The 23463-nt window shown below is 48.7% G+C and carries 21 protein-coding genes; 13 read left to right on the top strand and 8 right to left on the bottom strand.

Annotation, left to right across the window (positions count from 1 at the left end):
• Positions 1–4: 4 nt before the first annotated feature.
• Positions 5–1213, bottom strand: coding sequence for an MFS transporter (locus tag AC3WQ3_RS10860; protein ID WP_430199212.1), 1209 nt, complete (start codon positions 1211–1213; stop codon positions 5–7).
• Positions 1214–1486: 273 nt separating this feature from the next.
• On the opposite strand from AC3WQ3_RS10860, the gene AC3WQ3_RS10865 reads away from it, so the two are divergent.
• Complete coding sequence (locus tag AC3WQ3_RS10865) at positions 1487–2065, top strand: TetR/AcrR family transcriptional regulator (RefSeq protein ID WP_492472263.1); 579 nt, start codon at positions 1487–1489, stop codon at positions 2063–2065.
• An 83-nt stretch (positions 2066–2148) separates the two neighbouring features.
• Here AC3WQ3_RS10865 and AC3WQ3_RS10870 read toward each other — a convergent pair whose 3' ends face one another.
• Positions 2149–3273, bottom strand: coding sequence for an LLM class flavin-dependent oxidoreductase (locus AC3WQ3_RS10870; protein ID WP_492472264.1), 1125 nt, complete (start codon positions 3271–3273; stop codon positions 2149–2151).
• 265 nt (positions 3274–3538) lie between these two features.
• Between AC3WQ3_RS10870 and AC3WQ3_RS10875 the strand changes: the two genes are divergently transcribed.
• The 9 genes from AC3WQ3_RS10875 to AC3WQ3_RS10915 all read left to right on the top strand — a co-directional run bounded on the left by AC3WQ3_RS10875 (position 3539) and on the right by AC3WQ3_RS10915 (position 13812).
• Positions 3539–4933: a transcriptional regulator gene (locus AC3WQ3_RS10875; RefSeq protein ID WP_154896499.1), complete on the top strand. Its 1395-nt coding sequence runs from the start codon at positions 3539–3541 to the stop codon at positions 4931–4933.
• Positions 4934–5402: 469 nt separating this feature from the next.
• Complete coding sequence (locus AC3WQ3_RS10880) at positions 5403–5594, top strand: aspartyl-phosphate phosphatase Spo0E family protein (protein WP_127539102.1); 192 nt, start codon at positions 5403–5405, stop codon at positions 5592–5594.
• Positions 5595–5893: 299 nt separating this feature from the next.
• Positions 5894–7726, top strand: coding sequence for a cache domain-containing sensor histidine kinase (locus tag AC3WQ3_RS10885; RefSeq protein WP_492472265.1), 1833 nt, complete (start codon positions 5894–5896; stop codon positions 7724–7726).
• Positions 7719–8495 (top strand): response regulator transcription factor, encoded by a 777-nt coding sequence (locus AC3WQ3_RS10890; protein ID WP_127539104.1) that lies wholly within the window; start codon positions 7719–7721, stop codon positions 8493–8495. Before AC3WQ3_RS10885 ends, AC3WQ3_RS10890 begins: the two co-directional genes overlap by 8 nt.
• Positions 8496–8623: 128 nt before the next feature.
• A complete protein-coding gene (locus AC3WQ3_RS10895; RefSeq protein ID WP_492472266.1) occupies positions 8624–9916 on the top strand; it encodes an ABC transporter substrate-binding protein in 1293 nt (430 codons plus the stop codon).
• A gap of 32 nt (positions 9917–9948) precedes the next feature.
• Positions 9949–10641: a hypothetical protein gene (locus AC3WQ3_RS10900; protein ID WP_492472267.1), complete on the top strand. Its 693-nt coding sequence runs from the start codon at positions 9949–9951 to the stop codon at positions 10639–10641.
• An 11-nt stretch (positions 10642–10652) separates the two neighbouring features.
• Positions 10653–11588, top strand: coding sequence for a carbohydrate ABC transporter permease (locus AC3WQ3_RS10905; RefSeq protein WP_492472268.1), 936 nt, complete (start codon positions 10653–10655; stop codon positions 11586–11588).
• Entirely contained in the window at positions 11572–12426 is an 855-nt protein-coding gene (locus AC3WQ3_RS10910) for a carbohydrate ABC transporter permease (RefSeq protein ID WP_492472269.1), read from the top strand. The genes AC3WQ3_RS10905 and AC3WQ3_RS10910 overlap by 17 nt, the downstream gene beginning before the upstream one ends.
• Positions 12427–12456: 30 nt before the next feature.
• Positions 12457–13812, top strand: a complete 1356-nt coding sequence (locus tag AC3WQ3_RS10915; RefSeq protein WP_492472270.1) for an FAD-dependent oxidoreductase — start codon at positions 12457–12459, stop codon at positions 13810–13812.
• A gap of 107 nt (positions 13813–13919) precedes the next feature.
• Here AC3WQ3_RS10915 and AC3WQ3_RS10920 read toward each other — a convergent pair whose 3' ends face one another.
• From AC3WQ3_RS10920 to AC3WQ3_RS10935, 4 genes are all read right to left on the bottom strand, one after another.
• Positions 13920–14570, bottom strand: a complete 651-nt coding sequence (locus AC3WQ3_RS10920; RefSeq protein WP_095291616.1) for an amino acid ABC transporter permease — start codon at positions 14568–14570, stop codon at positions 13920–13922.
• A gap of 56 nt (positions 14571–14626) precedes the next feature.
• Positions 14627–15349 carry an amino acid ABC transporter permease gene (locus tag AC3WQ3_RS10925; RefSeq protein WP_183525781.1) on the bottom strand — a complete coding sequence of 241 codons (723 nt, stop codon included), beginning with the start codon at positions 15347–15349 and terminating at the stop codon, positions 14627–14629.
• 104 nt (positions 15350–15453) lie between these two features.
• Positions 15454–16296, bottom strand: coding sequence for a transporter substrate-binding domain-containing protein (locus tag AC3WQ3_RS10930; protein WP_336783818.1), 843 nt, complete (start codon positions 16294–16296; stop codon positions 15454–15456).
• A 39-nt stretch (positions 16297–16335) separates the two neighbouring features.
• On the bottom strand, positions 16336–17064 hold the full coding sequence (locus AC3WQ3_RS10935; protein WP_336783817.1) for an amino acid ABC transporter ATP-binding protein: 729 nt from the start codon (positions 17062–17064) through the stop codon (positions 16336–16338).
• 460 nt (positions 17065–17524) lie between these two features.
• Between AC3WQ3_RS10935 and AC3WQ3_RS10940 the strand changes: the two genes are divergently transcribed.
• Entirely contained in the window at positions 17525–19138 is a 1614-nt protein-coding gene (locus AC3WQ3_RS10940; protein ID WP_336783816.1) for a glycoside hydrolase family 28 protein, read from the top strand.
• Between the two features lie 168 nt (positions 19139–19306).
• On the opposite strand, the gene AC3WQ3_RS10945 is transcribed toward AC3WQ3_RS10940, so the two are convergent.
• Positions 19307–20158 carry a helix-turn-helix transcriptional regulator gene (locus AC3WQ3_RS10945; protein ID WP_127539113.1) on the bottom strand — a complete coding sequence of 284 codons (852 nt, stop codon included), beginning with the start codon at positions 20156–20158 and terminating at the stop codon, positions 19307–19309.
• Positions 20159–20370: 212 nt separating this feature from the next.
• On the opposite strand from AC3WQ3_RS10945, the gene AC3WQ3_RS10950 reads away from it, so the two are divergent.
• On the top strand, positions 20371–20829 hold the full coding sequence (locus AC3WQ3_RS10950) for a cupin domain-containing protein (RefSeq protein ID WP_095361613.1): 459 nt from the start codon (positions 20371–20373) through the stop codon (positions 20827–20829).
• 108 nt (positions 20830–20937) lie between these two features.
• Here AC3WQ3_RS10950 and AC3WQ3_RS10955 read toward each other — a convergent pair whose 3' ends face one another.
• Positions 20938–21765, bottom strand: coding sequence for an aldo/keto reductase (locus AC3WQ3_RS10955; RefSeq protein ID WP_336783815.1), 828 nt, complete (start codon positions 21763–21765; stop codon positions 20938–20940).
• 355 nt (positions 21766–22120) lie between these two features.
• Between AC3WQ3_RS10955 and AC3WQ3_RS10960 the strand changes: the two genes are divergently transcribed.
• Positions 22121–23377, top strand: a complete 1257-nt coding sequence (locus tag AC3WQ3_RS10960; RefSeq protein ID WP_336783892.1) for a DUF445 domain-containing protein — start codon at positions 22121–22123, stop codon at positions 23375–23377.
• Positions 23378–23463: the final 86 nt, after the last annotated feature.

A 23463-nucleotide genomic window follows, 5' to 3' on the forward strand; every position in this document is an offset into this window, starting at 1 on the left:
GCAGTTATGAGTTGCTGACAATGCCGGGTTTCTTTTCAGTGAAATAGTAACCGAGGGCCAGCAGCGGCATGATCAGGCCGATCAGTGTCGTCAGACTCCAGCCACCTGATGCGTAAGACCAGCTTCCAATAGAGGAACCAATGGCACCTCCAATAAAGAAGATCGACATGAAGATTCCGTTCACCCGTCCTCTCGCTTCACCAGCAAGGGAGTAGATGACGCGCTGTCCCAGAACGAGATTGCCCGAGACTGCCATGTCGAGCGTAATGGCAACAATGACCAGCAGAACCAGCTCAGCAGTCGAATGTCCCTGAAACACGTACGCAAGGCCGAAGGATAAAACAGCAATCACCATGGCGAGACCGGTCAATATCCGGGTCAAGCCTTTGTCTGCCCATCTGCCCGCGATAGGAGCCGCAATGGCCCCGCCCACCCCGGCTAGGGCAAACCAGGCAATGCCCTGCTGGGTCATGCCAAAATCATTCGCCAGCCGCAAAGGTACGGTGGTCCAGAAGAGACTGAAGGCACCAAACAAGCTGGCCTGATACAGTGCCCGGCGGCGCAGCATGGGCAGAGTTTTAAACAGGGTACCCAGTGAAACAATGAGCTGACCATATTTCATTGCAGGTTGAGGCTTGCGTACAGGAAGAGCGCGTGATAATAGCAGAGCGAGCAGTGTAATAACGATAGCGGAGAAGATAAAGACAGCCTGCCAACCAAAAGCATCCGTAATGAAGCTTGCCACCGGGCGAGCCAGCATGATGCCAAGAAGAAGGCCGCTCATGACATTGCCTACGACCTGCCCGCGCTGTTCTTCCGAAGTAAGGTAAGTCGCGTAGGGTACGAGAATCTGGGCAACCACAGAACCTACACCGATAACCAGAGAGGATGTTAGAAATAATACAGCATGAGTGGAGAGCGCTGCTGCAGCCAAGGCAACGACCAGTAATACCAGAAAGGAAGTTACGAGCCGCCGATTCTCCATAATGTCACTGAGCGGTACGATAAACAGCAGTCCGATGACATATCCAATTTGTGTTAACGTTACGATTAATCCTGCGGCAGCTGACGACAATCCTGTCGAATCACTGATCGGCCCGATTACGGTCTGTGCGTAGTACAGATTAGCCACAATGAGTCCGCATGCCGCAGCCAAAAGGAAAACCAGCCAACGGGGAACCTGTCTTGCTTGCACATCGTTTTTCATGTTCATGATTATCATCCTCCACATGGTATTAAATGACTACTCAGTATGAGCCAATACAGCTGGAATCATCATTTTCTAAACAGTTCGTTCACTAATTACAAACATATAATAAACTAAACGTTTAGTATTGTAAATAGGCATGAAGGAATTATTTGAGATAATCAGCATTGTCGAAGGGTCAAATTGTTTATATGGAGGGCAATTTAGTATAATGAACGTATCGTTTTTAAGAAAATAGAAATGAAATGTATGGTTAGAAACAAGGAGGGGTGGGTTTAAATGACAGCCAAAAGAGGGCGTCCCCGCAACATGGAAACCCAGAATGCCATTCTGGCAGCTGCCTATGAGTTATTGCTGGAACACGGCTTTGCCGCGATTACGGTTGAAAAGATAGCTGAGCGAGCGCAAGTGAGCAAAGCAACCATATATAAATGGTGGCCCAATAAAGGGGCTGTCATCATGGATGGATACATGTCGGCCATGACAGCAAGATTACCTGTCCCGGATACAGGGTCGGTATTTGAGGATGTACGTATTCATGCGAGTAATATGATTCAGTTTTTGACCAGCCAGGACGGAAAGGCCATTACAGAGATTATCGGAGAAGGGCAGTCAGATCCAGGTCTTGCGGTAGAATACCGGACCAGATATATTCAGCCTCGTCGGCGTGAAGCTTGGGGAATTATTGAAAAGGGAGTAACGCGGGGCGAATTAAAGAGTGACCTGGATATCGGTTTGTGTATCGACATGATCTATGGGCCAGTGTTCTATCGCATGTTAGTGACGGGGGAGCCAATGGATCCTGAGTTTGTACAGCGACTATTGAATTCACTATTTGCAGGGATGAAGTCCGATTAAGCGGAGAGAAAGAGCGGAACCGAAGGGGAGCAGGGCGATTCTCATGAATCACCCTGTATGAAGGCGTATCTGGCGAGGCTGCGTCATACCTGAAACAGGGGAGAGATGGCCGAGGGCCAAGAAGCAGAAGGGCCGGAGGCAGAGGAAGGAGATTGCTGACTTAAAACGGGGGGATCGTTCCATACCACACTCGGCAATTCTCGTCGCAATAGAGGTGCTACGTCTTGGGCAAAGCGCTCCACTTGCTCCAGCTGCTCACTATGACTGAGTCCATCCACACTAATGCTCAGTACCTGATGTCCAAACGCGGCATGGTAATTCATGATTTTTTCAATGACCTGTTCCGGACTACCAATAAGTACGGGGCCACGTGCAATGTTATCTTCCAGATCTGTGAAGGGTGACTGGTTATGCTGTGCGGCGGCGGTAGCATGAAAAGCATTATAGTAAGGTGTGTAGCGACGAATCGCCTCCTCACGAGTATCTGCAAGATACAGGCTGCCTGCTCCCGATCCGATCACCGCGCGGCTTGCATCATGACCATAATAATCGAGGCGTTCCCGATAATGGTCAATCAATGCTTTGTATTTAGCCTGGGGATGAAAAGAATTCGAAGTGAAGAGCGGCTCGCCATATTTCGCTGCCAGTTCAGTAGAGAGTGTACTCGACGCGCTGCCATGCCAGATTGGTATGGATTGCTGAAGTGGTCTCGGCCAAGTGGTAACCTCATGAAGGGGAGGCCGATATGTTCCCTGCCAGGTTACGTTCTCCTCCGTCCACAGGCGCTTCAGCAGTTCATAACGTTCAGCAAGGGAAACCCACTGTTCCTCTTCACGAATGCCAAACAGCGGATAGTGCCGGGGGTCATTGCCTTTCCCGATGATCATCTCCAGCCGTCCACCAGATAACTGATCCAGCGTTGCATAATCCTCTGCAACCCGCACCGGATCCAGTACGCTTAGAACAGTTACTGTGGTAAGCAACCGGATACGTGAGGTAGCTGCAGCTATAGCAGTCAATACAACTGGAGGTGAAGAGGACAGAAAAGGTGCCCCGTGCCGCTCACCAATCCCGTACGCATCGAAACCCAAACGCTCGGCCAGTCTGGCTTGCTCCAGAATGTTGTGGAATTTCTGCTGTGTCGTGAGTGCTTCGCCAGTGACCGCATTAGGCAGGTTCATCATGAGGCTAAACAAGGCAAATTTCATCTGAACTTCTCCTTGAACTGGATTGGCCAGTCTGTGTTGTGTAATCCTATGGAAATAGTAGGATATTATGAATTGAACTTACTGTAACATGTCCGTTTCGATTCTTCTAATGGATTTTTTCTATAAGACGAAATATATTCAATATAAATGTCTAAATGTGCAGGAAATTGCCACGATTTTTATTGACCGCTGTAAAATTTAGGATTAAAATTGTACTTATCATAGAAATTCAAATTTCTGGATTTTCATTGTGGAGGTGGGAGACATGGAACCTACAACTACGATACGCTCAAATATTGAGGATTACATCAGGAAACAGGGGTATACCCTTCAATACTTTGCTGATATATCGGGGGTTAACGCCGGAACGTTAAGTGCAATTATCAAAGGTACACGGCCGATCGCCATGGCTCAATTGGACCTCATCACCCAGGGCATGAAGCTGGAAGAGGGACACTTCTACGAAATATATGGTGCTGAATGTTTTGTGGAGTCCGCACCGCACTGGAGAAGGCTCGAGCCGTTCCTGCAACGCTGCGCTGAGTTGGACAAGCTGGACTGCATACAGAGGGTAATTCAGCAAGTGACGGATGACCGCTCCTATGTGTCCGAATTGTTCGAACTTGCAGAATATATGCTCGAACGTGATCAGAAGAAGGCTGCGCGAATGCTGTACGAATGTGTCGCCGAGTGTGAGAAGTACCAGCACTCCGAACGTCTTGCACTATGCCATTATCGTATCTTCACCTTGTCTCTTGGCCAGGACCAGCATGAGAATCTCAGGGCCGCAGTTCACTTCGAGCCGTATATTAACCGGCTGGATGAAGAGCGACAGCTGGACGCAATCAGGGAATTGGCTAATACATATAGTGGATTGCGCCACTGGGATAAGGTATTTCAATTAGCTGGTGAACTAGAGCAGCGAGTTGGATTTTTGGAACAATATCAAACGAAGAAAAAAGGTTTAGATAACCATAGAGTTTCCAAGCACCCTCTATTCACCTATAGATCTTATGCGCACTTATTGATGTCTAATGTGTGGGGCGAGCGGGGAAATTACGAAAAGGCTTTGAATCTTACAACGCTGTACTCCAATGTTGTTGTTGATGACCCTACAGCAGAGGATCTAATATTTATTAAAAGATTTAAGGATTGGGCGGAAGTTAATTCCTACCTTTATAAACTGATGTTGGGTGATTACGAAGCCTTAAATTCCTATTTGGATTTTATCGATGAAGACGAAAATGAAACACTTCTTGGGTTGGTTAAGGTTATGGAAGCTGCAAATCTATACAATTTGAATGTAGACCACGCCCTCAGGAGGTTTGATCTATATATTCATCTTTTATATGAGGAAGGCAATCACGAAACGAGCTATGTTGTTCAAGTCAAAGATGATAGGTACACCAAGTTTTGGGCAGAATTAGCGTTTTATCAGCTATCTAAGGAAAGATATGAAGAAGGATTTAGGAGTCTAATGACTTGTTTGGCATCAGCTCACAAAATCAAAGATGACTCTACAATCATTTACTGTGTAGGTTTATTCGAAGAATACAGGCATCAAGCGACTGAATCTGTGAAGCTAAATTATTCAAATCTTATCAAGGAGGTTTATGGTCGATATGCTAAAAAAAGCCACGTTAGTATTAATGCTGTTTAGTTCAATCCTTTTGATTACGGGTATGATTAACCCTATGGATTCCATGAGAAGTTCTGTATCCAGTCACGGTACAGGTGGATATTAAAAAGCCTTTGATTCGTGTATAGATGTTGTTAAAATGTGGACGAGCGTTCTTTCCGAATTTAGGAAATGGACGCTCTTTTGTGAATGTATTCTAATATGAATCAATATAGGAATTGAGAGATGTTAATAGTTATCTTCCGGTAAGAGCCCGTTAATAGAAATCCATAAGTGAAAATAATCGTTTAATTCTATACAAGATGTAGAATGTGAATGCGGTTAAACACCTGAAGTTGGTTAGTCTTTAGTCTATATCTTGAATTGTTGCAAAATGCTTGGTAATGAATGAATACCTTCTGCAAATAAACTTTTTGATTTGCAAAGGAATAAAATATGAATTTTTTGGCAAACTATCCTAAAATGGTCTATAAAGAAGGGGGTGCATGCTATGAAAGGACCAAGTCAGGTTGTAGACCAGATTGAACGGAACAGGCAAGAATTAAGTCGTTTGGCGGAGCATCATGGCATGCAAGACAACAAAGTCCTTCAACAATCCATGGTACTGGACGAACTGATCAATGAATATAACCGTTTCAAATATAGAAAACAACAATATATGAACAGACAGCCGATTGCATAATGCAGTCGGTTTTTTAGTCTGAAAAAAGACGAAGGGCTATACCATCCACTGGACATTTAATGGAAACTGACTGCCCGTCTTATTGAGTGGATTCATTCAAAGAAATAGTCGACTGTAGAGCAATACAGTCGGCTTTTTTTTTGTTTTCTTTGTAGTGAGGATTTCATCTTGAAATTCCATACCAATCCCGATGTTGGCAGGATAGTCAGCCATCGTTGAAACTGGATATGATAAACGCCAATTATATCTGGCAATTTCGAAGATGATTCTCAAATGACAGGAGTGGGAGGGATCCGTGAATGGTCAAAGTACAAGGTTGTTTAAAAAGAAACTTGAACCTGCGCACCAAGCTGCTGCTATTGTTTTTGGTTCTCACTTTGCTTCCGCTGAGTTTGCAGGGGTTGGTCAACTATTACCATTTCTCACAGACAATTGACCGCAAAACGGAGCAGTTCACCATTGATATCATCCGCCAGATTAACACGAATCTGAATCGGCTGTTAAAGGACTTCGAGCGTATATCGCTCCTGCCGCTCTATGATCAGACCGTGCTGGGTATTCTGGGGAAATACAACGCGCCAATGGGAACAGCCACCTGGGCAAGATCCGACGATTACTTGAAGATGAAGCTCTATACTTCGGGTCAAGCCTATGATCGCCCGGAGATTCGCGGCATCCACCTGATCTCGAACAGTGGCATCCTGTTCTCCAATCTGGATTCCTTGGCAGTGAAGCCGGTATGGGACAGTAGGCAGGATGATTGGTTTGCAGAGCTTGGAGGCTCAGAGGGGGAATGGCGACTGCTCCCTCCGCATCATCCAAGTTATTACACAGGCAAGAATGAAGAAGCCTATATCTCCGTTGCCCGAGAGATTCGTGATCCAGGCACCCTCAAACGGCTTGGATATATTCTGATTGATATCCGGCTGGATGCCTTCCGCCAGCTGTTATCCAATCTGAATTTTGAGGAAAATGCGAGTCTCATGATTGTGGACAGCAAGCAGCGTCTTGTGTTTGAGCGAACTTCACTTGGTGGACGATCCGCGTACAATCAACTGTTACAGCATGAGCAGCTTCAAGGTTATGCCGGAAATCAAAAGGTGGTACTGGACAGGAGCCCCTATCTGTATGTACGGCATCACTCGAATTATTCCGGGCTATCGGTCATTAGTCTTACACCCATTTCTGTCATTCAAAAGGAATCAGGTGAAATGCTTACGTTCACATTTGGGTTCGCTGTTCTGTGCATGGCGGGTGTAGCCATTCTGGCGGCTCTTATATCCTATCGTGTAACAAGGCCTTTAATCAGCCTGAAGCAAAATATGATTCGCGTGGAGCAGGGTGATTTTACCCAGCGTGTGGCAAGCTTCGGCAGTGATGAATTCGGTCAGATCAGCCGGGGGTTTAACCGGATGATGGATGAGATTCACCGCTTGTTTAACGAAGTGTTCCTACTCGGTATTCGAGAGCGGGAAGCAGAGCTGTCGGCGCTGCAAAGTCAGATCCATCCTCATTTTATATACAATACGCTGGAGTCCATTAATATGATGGCCATCCGCAGGAAGCATACAGAAGTGTCCAACATGGTGACGGCGCTGGGCAAGCTGCTGCGATACACCATTGATAAGGTGGATCGGATCGTACTCCTTCAGGAGGAGTTGGCTTTTGTAGAATCTTATGTACGCATTCAACAGGTGCGTTATAACGGAAGACTGCAGGTGATTTTTGAAGTTGAAGAAGAGGTTCAGGACTGTTTGATTCCCAAGCTGATTTTGCAGCCGCTCGTGGAAAACGCAGTATACCATGGATTGGAAGGGCAGGAGGACGGGGGAATGATTTGGATATCGGCCTTGAAGTTCGATCAAGAGTTACTGCTTACCGTTCGCGATAATGGTAAAGGTCTACGCCAAGAAGAGATTGACGATTGGAACGAGTCATTCTCCCAGCTTCCCTCAAGTGAATTCCTGCGCTGTAACGCTGATGGTCAATTAGGGCTTACCAATATAGCACAGCGACTCCACCTTATTTATGGTCAAGGCGCCAGTCTGACCGTTGACGGAAGCCCCGGGCAGGGACTAGCCGCCACGATTACTATACCGCTGCAGGGGAAAGGGGATAACGTGCATGTATAAAGTTTTGCTTGTGGAAGATGAGAGGGTCATCCTCGAAGGGCTGCGGGAGTTAATTATTCGGACAGCTCCCGAGTTTCGCGTTATGGGTGAAGCTTCTGGAGGAAGAGAGGCTCTTGAATTTTTGAGAAGTGATGTGCCTGATGTGCTGATTACAGATATTCGCATGCGGGAAATGGATGGATTGACTCTGATATCCAAAGCAAGGGAAATGTATCCCGAACTGCTGATGATCATCATTAGCGGCTATGGCGAGTTTGAGTATGCACGCAGAGCAATGGAGTATGGTGTACAGAACTACCTGCTGAAGCCGGTGGAACTCCAAGAGTGGGTGACCGCCATTCAGAAAATTCAGCTGCTGCTGGACCGGAGATACGGCGTTTCGTCAAGCCAAACCCTGGATACAACGGGGGAACCCGAGTGCAGCAGTGGAGATACGCGAAAGATCATTCGGGATGTAAAGGAATATATCAGGCTTCACCCTGATGGAGATCTGCGTCTGCAGACCATAGCGGCACTTGTCCATCTGAACCCGACCTATCTAAGCCAGCTCTTCAAAAATGAAACGGGGACAACCTATTCGGAATACATCGCTGAGGCGCGCATGGAGCGGGCCAAATGGCTATTGGTTAACACCCAACTGAAAATCTATGATGTAGCGAGGTTGTCCGGTCATCAGAGTCCCAAACACTTCATGCTGGTATTCAAACAGCAGGTGGGCTGGACGGCAGGGGAATATCGGAACCGATTCGGTACGGATGAGCAGCTGTAGCACTTGACCTTCATCTAAGTCCTTGAAAAACCGTACCATTTCTATAGCTGGCGTGATTTATGAACCATTGATTCCTTCGCTATACTTTGGTTGCACGTGAACATCACTAAGCTACGAGGGGGATTTCCATGAAAAAAGCAGGACTGATGTTTATGCTCGTATTCATCATTGTTGCATTAATTGGCTGTGCAGGCTCCAATTCCGGAAGTGATCCTGAAAATGCATCCGCAGGAGATGAAGAGATTGAACTGAAGTTCATGATGTGGGGAAATCAGGCGCACATGGACGTGTATAACAAGTTGATTGATAGCTTCACACAGGAAAATCCGGGCATCAAGGTGACAATGGAATCCGTACCCTTTGCGGAATATCAGCAAAAAATCTCTGTGCTTGCAGCCGGCGGCTCGCTACCGGATATCGCCTGGGTCTCCGAGCGGATGATTCCGCAATTCAAATCCAATCACATTCTGGCAGACGTGTCCGAATTCAAGGATGATGCAGAGTTCAAATTGGATGACTATATTCCAAGTACGCTGGATCTGTTTCGGGATGGTGATCAACTGCTTGGCTTGCCGTTCTCAACCCCTCCAGTCGTCATGTTCTACAACAAATCGCTATTCGACAAGGCTGGACTTACAGACCCCAACACGCTCGCCGCTCAAGGGCAATGGACGTGGGAACGATTTGAAGAGACAGCGAAGACGATTGCCAGCAAGGATGCGACAAACCGAATCTACGGTGCCAATTTTTTTCGCGATTGGAAGACTTGGGCTGTTCTTTCCTCCTATTCCTGGTCCAATGGCAGCGGGCCATTCAACGAGGCCATGACACAGTTCACCTGGAATGATCCTTATGGTGTGCAAACCTTGGAATTGCTTGAACGGATGATGTTTACCGATGAGTCCCACCCGAAGGCGGGTGAGCAGGTGAGCTTCGATGCCGGGAATGTGGGTATGTTCTTCGACAACTACAGCTATGTGTCCAAAGCAAGAGAGATTATGGACTTCGAATGGAGTATTGCCCCGATGCCTTCAGGATCTCAGGGCAGTGTGCCCATGCTGGGTCAGGCTGGATATGCCATGTTTAATGACAGCAAACATCCCGAAGAAGCAAAGAAACTGCTGAAGTTTTTTGCTAGTGAGCAGGGAATTCAGGCCACGGCAACTTATTTTGTCCCTCCGCGGACCTCTGTACTGAATTCGGATGTTTTCATTAATCAGCCGAATAATCCTAGCAAGGAACATATTGTTCAGTCAGTGATTGATGAAATGCCTAAAGCACGCTTGATACCGGGCCATATTCGCTGGCAGGATATCGACAATGCAGTGCTGCAGGGTTTTGATCGATTATTCGCCCGCTCAGCCACACCTCAGGATAATCTGAAGCAGATGCAGGAAGAGATTCAAGGCCTGCTGCAATAATAAATAACGACTTATCGACAGGAGGCAGGGGTATGGGGAGATTGGAGGAAGCGCTGAATGGACAACACATGCTGCTTGTGGTCAGCCTGCCCGCTAATGATGCAGTACTGGCCCGGGCAGCAATTGAAGAAGGGGCTGACGCGCTAAAAGTACATTACAATGTCGGACACCGCGCCAGTGGAAATCATTTTGGTCCGCTGGATGAATACATTGAAAACTTCCGTGAAATCCGATCCCAATTTAACGGTCCGCTTGGAGTGGTCCCGTCGGGTACCCTTGATGGGACGCAACAGGAAGATGTGGCCAAGCTTTCCGGATTGGGTTTTGATTTCTATTCCATATATGCTCACCATTTACCATCCTTCATGCTGGGTGAGTTCGGTCTGGATAAAACATTCGCCATCAATGAACACTACGACCCTTCCCTGGTTAAGGAGGCAAAGCATTATGGTTTTACCGCGCTGGAGGCATCGATTGTCCCTGGAGAAGAGTATGGGACATCGCTAAGCTTCTCAGATGTCCTCCGGTATCGCCGGTTAGTTATGCAAGCAGAGCTTCCGGTGTTGGTCCCTTCCCAGAGGAGACTGGTGCAGAAAGATGTGCAAGTGCTGCACGATACCGGGGTTAAGGCGATTATGCTCGGAGCAGTCGTAACAGGTAAAACGGAGGAACAGCTGCGAAAAGCCGTAAACGGGTTTCGCAATGCCATGGACAAACTGAAGTAGAAGGAAGACGGATGAGGAGAGGAGGGCCAGAGTTGACCCATTCACGCAAGCGTTCAGGAAGAGGACCGCTCGCAAGAGAGGCCCAGATTGCAGGATGGCTTTTCGTATCTCCGATGGTTCTTGGTTTTACTCTGCTGCTGCTCTTTCCAATGGGCCTCGCATTATACATGAGTTTGACCGATTGGCCATTGCTTGGAGATCATCACTTTATTGGGCTGGATAACTACCGCGAGATCATGATAGACAAGATGTTCTGGACAGTACTGGGAAACACGGTATATTTCACAGCCGGACTTGTTCCGCTGAATATTGTGCTGGCGCTGCTACTCGCTTTGCTGTTATCCAAAAGTCTGCGTGGGATCGGAATATTCCGTACAGCCATCTTCGTTCCGGTCATGACTTCACTTATTGTGTGGGCAATTGTATGGAAGCTTATGTATGCGACAGAGTCGGGATTGATTAATCAGCTTCTGTTGATGATGGGCATCAAAGGACCAGCCTGGCTCTACAATCAGGACTTGGCGATGCCTGCGGTAATTGTCACCAGTGTGCTGAAAAATGTTGGCCTTAATATGGTACTATTCATAGCCGCAATTCAGCAGGTACCGAGATCACTGTACGAAGCGGCCAAACTGGACGGTGCAGACAGGCAGAAGACTTTTTTTCACGTGACGCTTCCCATGATTACGCCTACTGTTTTTTTGACCGTGGTGATGACGGTCATCGGCTCGCTCAAAGTGTTCGGACAGATTTATGTCATGACACAGGGGGGGCCGAGCAATAGCACCAAGGTGCTGGTCTACTATATATGGGAAAAAGCGTTCAAGCTGTTTCAGTTTGGCTATGCGTCCGCACTGGCATACGTGCTCTTTGCTATCGTACTGATCCTGACGCTGCTGCAATGGCAGCTTCGAAAGAGGTGGGTATTCAATGAAGGCGATGCCTAAGCCGTCTGTTCGTACAGCAGGGGGTGCAATCGGTACGTATTTGTTGCTGACCCTGATTTCGCTGATTATGATTGTACCGTTTATCTGGATGATATCCACGTCTTTCAAGGAGCCCCAGAGCATATTCACGTATCCACCGCAGTGGATACCGGAAACGTTCCGATTTCAGAATTATGTCGATGTTTTTCGATTGATTCCGTTTCATCGGTTCTATTTGAATAGTGTGTATATTGCTGTTGTGGTCGTGCTGGGTACGGTGTTCTTTGCTTCCCTTGCCGGATATGCATTTGCAAAAATACCATTCAAGGGCCGCAATCTGGTATTTCTCACCCTCCTGAGTGCCATGATGATTCCCCACGAGGTGACGGCAATTCCGATGTTCCTGTTCATGCGGCAGCTGGGCTGGATTGATACACATCTTCCGCTGATTTTGCTTCCGATCTTTGGGGCAGGCGGTGTATTCGGCATCTTTGTCATGCGGCAGTTCTTCATCACAGTCCCTACCGAGCTGGAGGAAGCAGCGATGATTGATGGCTGCAACAGGTTCCGGATATATGCGCGGATTATGCTGCCCATTGCCAAACCCGGCATGGCGACGCTGACGATCTTCACCTTTGTGACCATCTGGAATGAGTTTTTTGATCCGCTGATTTTCATTAACTCGCGTGAGCTGATGACATTACCGCTAGGGCTGTCCCTGTTCACGGATGAAGTGGGTACGGCCTGGCAATATCTGATGAGCGCCACAGTCATGGCAACCGTACCACTGCTGATTGTCTTTTTCATGGCTCAACGGCGATTCATTGAGGGTGTTGCGATGACAGGACTGAAAGAATAGTCGGCTAATCAATGAAAGGAGGAGTGAAAAATGAGTGAACGGATGAGCATGAAGACAGAACAAGCCGATATTGTTATTGTAGGGGGTGGCCCTGCGGGCATAGCGGCGGCCATTGCTGCCGGACGACAGGGCGTTCGTACTGTGCTGGTTGAGCGATATGGGTTCGTTGGCGGCATGTCGACTGCCGCTATGGTTTATCCTTGGATGACTTTTCACACGGAGAGCGGTGAACAGGTGATCAGGGGCATTGCTCAGGAGATCGTTGACCGACTGAAAGCGCGAGGGGGCTCTCCAGGGCATCTCCGGGATACAGTTGGTTTCGTGCATACCGTTACACCATACCATCCGGCCATTTATCAAGTGATAGCGGCCGATATGCTGCAGGAGGCAGGTGTTCGGCTGCTGTTGCACAGCTTCGTAGATGAAGTGATTGTTCAGGATAATCGGGTAGAGGCGGTTCGATTGACAAACAAGTCGGGCCGATTGGAGCTTAAGGCCAAGATATTTGTCGATACCAGTGGGGATGCGGATGCAGCTTATCTTGCCGGTGCTGCTGTCGCGAAGGGACGGGATGGAGATCATCAGTCCCAGCCCATGACCATGAAATTTCGGATGCGCGGCGTAAACCTTGAGCGTGTTAAACAGTATATTCTGGAGCATCCGGAAGATTTCTATGCCAAGACACCTTTCACAGAGCTGGATCGTATTCCGCTCACCGGGGTGAGTGGTTTTTATTCGCAATGGCAGAAGTCGGGCATTCCGATTAACCGCGATCAGGTGTTGTTTTTTACCGGGCCGGCTGAAGATGAAGTGCTGATTAACTGTACCCGGGTCCAGGGACTGGATGCTACCAATGCAGAGGATCTCACCACTGCTGAGCAGGAAGGCAGAAAGCAGGTACTCATGATTGCCGAATTCCTGCAGCGCGATGTACCTGGATTCGAGCGGGCTTCGATTTCTGCAGTTGCTCCCCAGATTGGCATACGTGAATCCAGACGGATTATTGGACATTATTCTTTGACGAGGGAAGACGTAGTTACGGGGCGAAAGTTTGACGATGTCATTGCCCGAAGTGGTTATCCCATTGATATACATGATCCTTCAGGTCAAGGCGTAGTGGCGGCTTTTATTAAAGGAGATGGGGCATACGACATTCCATATCGCTGCCTGATCTCCAGCAATATCCGAAACCTGCTGGCAGCAGGACGCTGCATCTCCACCACACATGAGGCCCATGCTACAACCAGGTTGACTCCCAGCTGCATGGCTACGGGGGAGGCTGCCGGAACATCCGCTGCATTGGCAGTGCAGCTGCAGCTTGATCCGCTGTCACTCCCGGTTGCGTTGCTGCAGAAAGAATTACGACAAAATGGAGTGGCAATATGAAATCGGAAACAATACGCAAATAATAAAGAGTCCAGTTAGACACAGATATGTGTTTAGCTGGACTCTTATGTGCATACACAATGCCTCTCGATATAGTTCTAACCGAATCAATTCATTCTTGCCTCAAGGCGCCGGGCCACGATGGAAAGGGCGTAGTTGATGACAAAATACAATACCGCTGCGAGCAGAAGCGCCGGGATGACGTAATCGAAGCTCTGACCGCCCAGGATCTGCACGTTGTGCATCAGCTCCGGCAAGGAGATGATAATGGCCAGGGACGTATCCTTCAGCAGGGAGATGAACTGACTGACCATCGGCGGCGACATGCGGCGCAGTGCCTGAGGCATAATGATGCTGCCCAGGGTCTGCATATAGCTGAGACCGGAGGAACGGGCAGCTTCCACCTGTCCGCGTTCAACCGATTTGAGACCGCTACGAACGATTTCGGCGATCATGGCGCCTTCGAATAGGCTAAGCCCAACGACGGTGGACCAGAAGACGGACATCTTAATCCCCAGCTGGGGCAGGACAATATGAATGAAGAAGATGATCAGCAGCAGCGGCAGGTTTCGAATCGTATCCACAATAACGGCGATAATCTGTGACAGGACCGGAATACGGGTATACCGGATGGTACCCAGCACGGTGCCGAGAACAAAGCTGAAGACGATTGACAGTCCTGCCACCTGCAGGGTAATCAAGAATCCATGCAGCAGGAAACGAAGGTTGGGCCAGGCATAAGCCCCGCTAAAGTCCATTGTACATCGACCTCCTTCTGTGAGTGGAGCTTAGGCTGAGTAGTGGTAGGGCTAAATCACATGGTAACCTGACCGGCCGGCTTGTTTTTCTTCGGCTTGCCCTTGCGGCCTCGTGCTTCGGCGTCGCTCTGTCCAAACCTGCGCTCCATATAATGAACCAGAAAACTGAGCGGCAGCGTTAGTACGAGGTAGAAGAGTGCAACAATGGTATACACGCTCAGCGGCTGGAACGTATCCGAATTGACCAGATCGGCAAAATACATCAGGTCCATGCCGGCAACAACGGCAAGAATGGAGGAGTTTTTGACCAGGTTGATAAATTGATTGCCGATGGATGGAAGCACGATCTTGATTGCCTGCGGCAAAATGATCAGGTTCATGGCCTGTACGTAGGACAAACCTGAAGATCTAGCGGCCTCCAGCTGTCCCCGGGGGACGGTCTGAATGCCTGCCCGGATGGCTTCTGCAATAAAAGCTGCCGTGTAGATGGTAAGACCTAGCGTACCGGAGACAAACCCGTCCAGTGAAATGCCAAGGGAGGGCAGTCCAAGGTAAAAGAAGAACACGACCAGCAGAAGCGGAATATTTCGAATGAATTCCACAAAAGCCGTACCGATCCAATTGAGCGGCTTGATGGGGGATATCCGGAAGATTGCCATGATTGCTCCAAGGATAAAACTGCCGATCAAAGCCATGATGCTTACTTGGATCGTATTGAGGAATCCCTCCAGGAAACGATCGGAATGCTTGAACAATACATCAAAATCCAATTTGCCCATGTAGGCGAAGCCTCCGTTCTCCAGATGTGAAGCGGCGACTCATGCTGTACGGGTGATTTAGTCCCTACAGATGAAAACCGCCGCTCGTTCATCGTTAATCGAGGTTACTCGGGCTTGGTGCCCAGCCATTTTTCATGTAACGTATCGTATTCACCACTGTCTTTCATGCTCTTGAGCAGGCTGTTTACTTCTTCTACAAAAGCAGTGTCGCCTTTGCGGATGGCCATTCCATATGGCTCGCTTGTGAAGTTGCCACCAACCAGCTTGTAGTTGTTGTCCGTTTGCTGCATGCCGATCAGGATGATATTATCCGTCGTCAGTGCCTCACCTTTGCCCGCTTTGAGGGCAGTGAAGGCATCCTGATAGTTGTCGAATTCCAGTACTTCGGCATCTGGAGCTTTTTCACGAATATTCTGCGCAGAGGTTGAACCTTTAACTGCGAGCACCTTCACGCCTCCAAGGCTCTCCAGTCCGGTGATGGAACTATCATTTTTTACAAGAAGGGACTGCCCTGCCTCGAAGTAAACGTCACTGAAATCCACCTGCTCCTTCCGCTCGTCCGTGATCGTCATGGTAGCGATGATGATATCGATGTCACCGTTCTGGAGCATGGGAATCCGGGTTTTGGATGTGACCTCTTTCAGCTCAACCTTGGTCTCGTCCCCAAGGATCTGTTTGGCAAGTGCCTTGGCGATATCGATATCGAATCCTTCGACCTCACCGCTTGCCGGGTCCTTCAAGCCAAAGAGCTTCGTATCATATTTGACCCCGGCAATCAGCTTGCCGCGCTCCTTAATCTGTTCAATGGTTCCTTTGGCTGCAGTATTCTCATCACCGCCACCACCACCGCTGCTGTTGGTAGCTTCTTCTCCCGTACTACAGCCGGCCAATGCCAGCGAGAGAACCAAAACAAGGACGAACGACGGCCACTTCAGCAAATTCTTCATGAGTAAAGACCCCTTTCAAAATGGAATATTCTATAATTCTCAATGATGAATTAGACGACTTAGGAACTGCTGTGCCCGCTCTTCCCGCGGGTTATCGAAAAATGCTGTGGCAGAAGCCTCTTCCACGATCCGGCCTTCGTCCATGAAGATGACACGGTCTGCCACTTCACGGGCAAAGCCCATTTCATGGGTAACGACAACCATGGTCATGCCGTTATGGGCGAGAGAGCGCATGACATCCAGTACTTCCCCGATCATTTCGGGGTCGAGCGCAGAGGTGGGCTCGTCAAAGAGCATGATTTTGGGCTCCATGGCGAGTCCCCGCGCAATAGCGACCCGCTGCTGCTGTCCACCCGACAACTGGGAGGGATAGCTGTCAGCCTTGTCGGCAATGCCAACACGGGTTAAATATTTCATTGCCGTAGCAGCTGCCTCAGCTTTGGGCTGTTTGCGTACCTTTACTGGGGCAAGTGTAATGTTATCGATGACTTTTTTGTGCGGATAGAGATTGAAGTGTTGAAATACCATGCCAATGTCGCGACGGAAGAGGTTGATGTCCACCTTTTTCTGATGTAAAGGGACACCGCTGACGACGAGTTCGCCTTCCGTAATGGTCTCCAGACGGTTGATGCAGCGGAGCAGTGTACTTTTGCCGGAGCCGGAAGGGCCAATAATGACAACGACCTCTCCTTCTTCAATGTGGAGATGAATATCTTTGAGGACATGAAAATGACCAAAGTGCTTCTGCACACCCCTAAATTCAATCAAGAGTAACCCATCCTTTCTGCAACGTTGGTTTGAAAAAGGAATAATAAGGAATAAATTGAAACTAGTTATTTAATCATACATAGTCATCCTTCTTCTGGCAATTGGTTTGTAATAAAACATGACATAAGTATGAGGTTTAATAGGGCTGTAGGCCAAAAACACGTTATATATCTGTTAAGTTGGTGAGTTGTTTGTGACGAATCCTGACAGAAAAATGAATCGAATCTCCTAGAGTTTTTACAACCTTTGGAATAGATGTATAGAGTATACTGGTGTTGATACCTATCCTATGTCCAGGGTAACGGAACAAATAACCTCAAATTCTAACGCTACATGGCAAAAAAACACAACCTTGGTCCAGATCCCGTTGATATGATGGGTGATAATACTCATTCCTGAAAGCTATGCTATGTCGATCACAGTCCAATCCCAATACAGAGAAGAGAGGATGTTCTGAACGATGAATACATACTACTCCCCATTAAGTGCAAGAGAAGGTATCCAAGCGAATACGAAATCCTATGAGGCTGCTCTACCTGACATTCCCGCTCGGGATTTCTGCATCACGGACTACGGAGCAAAAGGAGACGGCGTGACGGACAATACGGAGGTGTTCAGGCTTGCTATAGCGGCGTGTGCGGAAGCAGGTGGCGGACGAATCGTTATCCCGGCAGGAGTCTGGCTGACAGGTCCGATTGTGCTTCGCAGTCGCATTGAGCTGCACACAGAGGCGGGAGCTTTGGTTACGTTCAGTCGCGAGTTTGATCATTATCCTCTGATTGTTTCGAGCTTCGAGGGGTGGCAGGTGGTGAGATGCCAATCTCCAATTGACGGAGAATCGTTGGAGGATATCGCGATTACAGGTGAGGGAATATGGGATGGCAGCGGAGAAGCGTGGCGTCCAGTCAAACGGTCCAAGATGACCGCTTCACAATGGAGTCGATTGGTTGCTTCCGGCGGTGTTGTAGAGCATTCAGGTGAAAATGAAGAAATCTGGTGGCCTTCGGCCTCGGCCCTCGAAGGTGGCGCCATCGTCAACCGGCTTCATATGGAGCAGGAGCGTGAATTGTCCGCTTATGAGGATGCCAGAGACTTTTTACGTCCGAACATGGTCAGTTTGCGTCGCTGCAAGCGGGTGCTGCTGGATGGTCCAACATTCCAGAACTCACCTGCATGGAACCTGCATCCTTGGGCATCGGAGCATGTTACCATACGTAACGTGAGTGTACGAAACCCGTGGTTTTCTCAGAATGGCGATGGGCTGGATATTGAATCATGCCGTCATGTTGTCGTGGAGCACAGTGTGTTCGATGTGGGGGATGATGCCATCTGCCTGAAATCCGGTAAGGACGCGGAAGGCCGAGAGCTCGGTTTGCCATCTGAATATATTACAATTCGGGACTGTACCGTATATCATGGTCATGGCGGATTCGTTATTGGCAGTGAGATGTCAGGTGGTGTACGGCATGTGCGGGTATCGGATTGTACGTTTATTGGGACGGATATTGGGCTAAGGTTCAAAAGCGCCCGCGGGCGCGGTGGAGTCGTTGAAGATATTGAAATTCAGCGTATCTATATGAAAGATATCATCATGGAAGCCATCTCGTTTTCCTTTTTCTATGCGAATATGGAGGGATCAGCCCGCGGCAGCGATCTGTTTCAGGACATTAGTGAAGAGACCCCGGTGTTCCGCGATATTCGAATATCGGATGTTATCTGTGCAGGTGCAGAGATGGCTTTATTCGTAAGCGGGCTGCCCGAAATGCCTCTGGACGGTGTAGTGGTTGAAGGATATGACGTCACTGCTCGGAACGGTATACATTGTGCTCATGCGAAGCATTTGAGAATTGCCAATCTGAGAGCCCGGATTTCCGAAGGATCATTGATCCATTTACACCAGTGCAAGGGAGCTGAAATAGAGGGAATTCAGGGAAAAGGGCCTGACGGCCGGCTTCTGATTGTAACAGGACACGAGTCTGCCGGAATTGTGTGCCGGGAGGACGATGCAGATGAGGAAGGACGCCAGATTTCCATGGGTCCTGAGGTGAGAAGCGGTGTGCTCATCCGCAGATAAGAATCCTTGATACGAAAGAATAGCAAGTCGTTCGTTAATTCACCTTCAGCCGCAGTGGTGTAGCGTGTGTCTCCAGATATCATCCTGATTTTTGTGATATAGAGACACATTCATCCGGGGAGGGCTACCCACTCGGCTTCTACCTTCAACTTCCCAAGATTCCCCGTACTAGCGATGCTCTTTTCGATAGCGCAAAGGGGTGGTTCCGGTCACCTGTTTGAATGTTTTGTTGAAATGAGCCGTGTGCTCAAACCCGACCTTCTCCGCGATCAGCTGCACCCGCTCCTGGGTGGACAATAGGCGCCGCTGCGCTTCCCGCACCCGCACAACCCGTAAGTACTCACTGAAGCGAAAACCGGTAAACCGACTGAACATCCGGCTCAGATAGGATGGACTGATATAGAAACGGGCTGCCGCATCTTCCAGGGTAAGCGGTTCGTTGTAATGTCTGTTCACGTAAGCGGCAATCTCGCCGATTTTATCCTGCATTGGGTGAATTGGGCCGGGTGACATCAGGCGACTATTTTCTTCTACCCGATAGATATGGATCAGAAGCTGAGCGAGCAGGCTTCGGACAACCATCTCATAGTGAGGGCGGCGCTCCTTGCATTCGCGCAGCATCTGCCATAGCATGCGTTCCATCTCTTGCTGCTCTGATTCTGGGAGGTGAAGAAGCCTTGATCGTTCGAAAGGGAGCAGACCGCACACACCGAGTTCCATCCCGGTGGCAAACGAAGGAGAGAAACCGATAAGAATTCGTTCGAATCCGGGCCTGTTTCCTCTGGACGTTGTATGCACATCATGCGGATTAATGAGGATCAGATCACCTTTTCTCGCGGTCAGGAGCTGGCCGTTCATGGAATACACCCGTTCTCCTTCAAGCAGGTAATACAGCTCGTAAAATGAATGAGCGTGAGGCTGCGGCATGGCATTGCCTTCATGTCTGCGCATGTATTCAATGGTGAATGAATTTTCCCCAATGCGATATTTGGGTCCGATTCGATCCTCAATCATACTCATGATCAGGCTCCCTTCTACTTCGTCTGATTTACGTTTATATCCATATCATAACGGAAAATCCAGTTTGTTGTAAACGCTATCAAAAGTTTCGTTAAAATGGAATGGACCGGTTCTAAGGGTGACAAACGAACAGCGATGTTTTACAGTAGGGAGAGTGAGGCCAAACTCTGGAAGAGGGTCTCCAATATGATTTGGAAGGAAGGAAACAGGTTATGACGACACATGAATTATCGCCTCTGGTTGCTGCACTGGATATGCAGCCCCACGTTGAAGGTGGTTGGTATAAAGAAGTATGGAAGGCTTCTTATCAAATCCCGCAATCTGTTCTGCCGGAAGCTTATTCGGGCCCAAGATTCTCTGCAAGCTCGACGTACTTCCTGCTGCACCCGCATGAAATTTCCGAGTGGCACACCGTACTGTCCGATGAGCTGTGGTTGTGGCACAGCGGAAGTCCAATTGAATTGAAACTGGGCGGCAAAGGGGAAAACCCTGAGAATGAGGAAGTGCTTGTGCTTGGCATGGATCTTGCAGCAGGGCAATCGCCGCAGGTGCTTGTTCCAGCTGGGGTATGGCAAACGGCACGTCCGCTGGGAGATGAGCCTGTGCTCGTAACGTGTGTGGTTGCGCCAGGTTTCCACTATGATGATTTCAAGCTGGTTTCCAAAGGCTGATCGGTTAAAACGTTTGAACGGCAAAATCCCGATTCGGATGCAGATGCATTCGAATCGGGATTTTTTTGGTTTTCCTATATTTCATGAAGCTTGTCTAACTGACTGAGCTTAAAAGTTAAAGTTATCCGGATCCGAACCGAAGCGTTTGTTTTCGTTCAGTCCATTAATCTGTTCAACCTCATCCGCAGTCAGTTCAAAATCATATAGATCAGCATTCTCTCGAATACGCTGTGGCGTAACGGATTTGGGTATGGTCACGATGCCGTTTTGAAGATCCCAGCGCAAAATGACCTGTGCGGGGGATTTGCCGTACTTCGCTGCAATCTCCTGAAGAAGCGGGTGCTCCAGCAGATTGCCTTGGCCGAGTGGAGACCAGGCCTCAATCTGGATCTGGTGTTTATTGCAGTAGTCCCGGAGCTCCGATTGAATCAGCAGCGGGTGAAGCTCGACCTGATTCACAGCAGGTTTGATGGTGGCATCCGTCATCAGATCCTCCAGATGGTGAATCTGGAAGTTGCTTACGCCTATAGCGCGGATGCGTCCTTCCCGGTGCAGTTTCTCCAGCGCTCTCCATGTATCCTTGTATTTGCCCTTGACTGGCCAGTGAATCAAATAGAGATCAAGATATTCAAGTTCGAGTCGTTCCATGCTGGCTTCGAAGGCGGCCAATGTCGATTCATAGCCTTGGTCGCTGTTCCATACTTTGGTGGTAATGAACAGATCCTCGCGGGCAACTCCGGATTCACGAATACCTTGGGCTACACCGGTCTCGTTATTGTAGGCTTTGGCTGTATCGATGCTGCGATAACCTGCCTGAATGGCCGTTTTGACGGCTTCAACCACTTCTTCTCCATCTTTCACTTTGAATACGCCAAAACCAAGCCAAGGCATTTTGACTCCGTTATAGAGTGTCGTTGTGTCCTGCACGTTTTTCATGATCCGAATTTCCTCCCCTGTTCCTTCAATTATCTCAATATGTAATTACCCTGCTGTAAGGCAGCCAATCGTATATGATAGGCCATCTTTCCTGATTATACTAAAACCTCTTGGGGAATGGAAAAAGGTAGACAGCAATTTTACGGAAAATCAATCTGTTTTACTCTTTTTTGGCAGCTGGAGGTTTGGTTTTGGTGCTTGCGGGTGATAAGATGAAGTATACGCGATGTGGAAGCGAGAATAATGAAAAGTGCTGGTTACGGCCTTGGAATACTCACATTCGAAAAGAACGGAATATGCACGGATGGGTCCAATCGGGATCAGACGTGCGATTAATGATAAAGGAGCAAGAATGATGGCAAAACCTAAACAAACTAAAAAGGCAGCAGCCTGGTCACTCGTCGTAATGGGGGCAGGCTTTGCCGCTTCATTGCCGTTTCAGGGCAGTGTTGTAGGCAAGCTGCTGGTGGGTTCATTTGAAGCGGGATTGGTAGGGGGGCTTGCCGACTGGTTCGCTGTAACGGCATTGTTCCGCCACCCGCTCGGCATTCCGATTCCGCATACGGCCTTGCTGCCAAAGAACCGGGATAAGATGACGGAGGGCCTTGTTTCTGCGGTGGAGAACAACCTGCTCAACAAAGACAGCATTACCGAGAAAATTGCCGGTTTCAAGGCAGCGGAAATGGTACTCGACATCATGTCACGTGAACTTCACAATGATGGCGTCAAAACGATGATCGACACGCTGTGCAAACGTATTCTGGCTGGCCTGCCGCTGGAGCAGATTGCGCCGCTGGTTGCAAGCGAGATCAAATCACAAGCCGGGGCTTTCGACCTTGGACCGATTCTGGAACGGGCTTCCATTCAATTGAGTGAGCGTGGATATGACACGAAGGCATTGGACTACGGGTTGAAGCAGGCAGAAGAGTGGTTGGTGAAGCCGGAGACCATCACGTTTCTGGGTGAGAGCGGCATGAAGGCGATTAGTGGCATTCAGATGAATGGCCTTATGCAATTTGCCATGAATGCCTTCCTTGGCTATATGAATGAGGAGAAGCTTGGCAGCATTCTGCAGGGATATTTGTTTGACCAGGTGGAGGATATGAAGCGTGAGGGAAGTGCCCTCCGGTATAAGGTGTTAGGTCTGGTTCGAACTCAAGCGGTACGTCTTGCCTTGAACGAGAGTGTTCGCGGCGGATTGAACGGCTGGAAAGACAGCCTGTTGGACAGCTGGAACGCGGAAGAAACCGTGCTGAACAAGCTTACCGAACTGAGGGAAAGAGCACTCGCCGCGATGGAAGATGGAAAGTATGTGGAGACGTATGCGCTCCCTGCCATTGAGCGGGTATTGTCCGATTTGCGCTCAGACAGTGTATTACTGGATGGCATGAATGCCAAGATTGTCGAAGGCGTGACAACACTGCTGGAAAAGAATCATTCCAAGATCGGTAATCTGGTCCGTGAAAATGTTGATAAAATGGATAATGCCTCGTTGATCTCGTTGATCGAGGATAAGGTTGGACAGGATCTTCAATGGATTCGGATCAACGGTGCCGTGACCGGATTCGTTATTGGTATTGCGCTTACTGCCTTAAGGATGGTGCTGGAATAAGATTATAGGCATAGTAAATTGGAGGGCTGCCCTAATATGGGGCGGCTCTTTTGCGTGTCTGCGCAAATGCTGCAAATTTGTTGCAA

The organism is Paenibacillus sp. FW104-T2, from assembly GCF_058789975.1.

Coding starts and splice junctions, on each gene's coding strand:
- AC3WQ3_RS10960 (WP_336783892.1), top strand. CDS start 22,121: ATGGCAAAACCTAAACAAACTAAAAAGGCAGCAGCCTGGTCACTCGTC.
- AC3WQ3_RS10895 (WP_492472266.1), top strand. CDS start 8,624: ATGAAAAAAGCAGGACTGATGTTTATGCTCGTATTCATCATTGTTGCA.
- AC3WQ3_RS10875 (WP_154896499.1), top strand. CDS start 3,539: ATGGAACCTACAACTACGATACGCTCAAATATTGAGGATTACATCAGG.
- AC3WQ3_RS10890 (WP_127539104.1), top strand. CDS start 7,719: ATGTATAAAGTTTTGCTTGTGGAAGATGAGAGGGTCATCCTCGAAGGG.
- AC3WQ3_RS10905 (WP_492472268.1), top strand. CDS start 10,653: ATGAGGAGAGGAGGGCCAGAGTTGACCCATTCACGCAAGCGTTCAGGA.
- AC3WQ3_RS10925 (WP_183525781.1), bottom strand. CDS start 15,349: ATGGGCAAATTGGATTTTGATGTATTGTTCAAGCATTCCGATCGTTTC.
- AC3WQ3_RS10950 (WP_095361613.1), top strand. CDS start 20,371: ATGACGACACATGAATTATCGCCTCTGGTTGCTGCACTGGATATGCAG.
- AC3WQ3_RS10885 (WP_492472265.1), top strand. CDS start 5,894: ATGGTCAAAGTACAAGGTTGTTTAAAAAGAAACTTGAACCTGCGCACC.
- AC3WQ3_RS10915 (WP_492472270.1), top strand. CDS start 12,457: ATGAGTGAACGGATGAGCATGAAGACAGAACAAGCCGATATTGTTATT.
- AC3WQ3_RS10940 (WP_336783816.1), top strand. CDS start 17,525: ATGAATACATACTACTCCCCATTAAGTGCAAGAGAAGGTATCCAAGCG.
- AC3WQ3_RS10860 (WP_430199212.1), bottom strand. CDS start 1,213: ATGAACATGAAAAACGATGTGCAAGCAAGACAGGTTCCCCGTTGGCTG.
- AC3WQ3_RS10900 (WP_492472267.1), top strand. CDS start 9,949: ATGGGGAGATTGGAGGAAGCGCTGAATGGACAACACATGCTGCTTGTG.
- AC3WQ3_RS10945 (WP_127539113.1), bottom strand. CDS start 20,158: ATGAGTATGATTGAGGATCGAATCGGACCCAAATATCGCATTGGGGAA.
- AC3WQ3_RS10955 (WP_336783815.1), bottom strand. CDS start 21,765: ATGAAAAACGTGCAGGACACAACGACACTCTATAACGGAGTCAAAATG.
- AC3WQ3_RS10870 (WP_492472264.1), bottom strand. CDS start 3,273: ATGAAATTTGCCTTGTTTAGCCTCATGATGAACCTGCCTAATGCGGTC.
- AC3WQ3_RS10920 (WP_095291616.1), bottom strand. CDS start 14,570: ATGGACTTTAGCGGGGCTTATGCCTGGCCCAACCTTCGTTTCCTGCTG.
- AC3WQ3_RS10865 (WP_492472263.1), top strand. CDS start 1,487: ATGACAGCCAAAAGAGGGCGTCCCCGCAACATGGAAACCCAGAATGCC.
- AC3WQ3_RS10880 (WP_127539102.1), top strand. CDS start 5,403: ATGAAAGGACCAAGTCAGGTTGTAGACCAGATTGAACGGAACAGGCAA.
- AC3WQ3_RS10930 (WP_336783818.1), bottom strand. CDS start 16,296: ATGAAGAATTTGCTGAAGTGGCCGTCGTTCGTCCTTGTTTTGGTTCTC.
- AC3WQ3_RS10910 (WP_492472269.1), top strand. CDS start 11,572: ATGAAGGCGATGCCTAAGCCGTCTGTTCGTACAGCAGGGGGTGCAATC.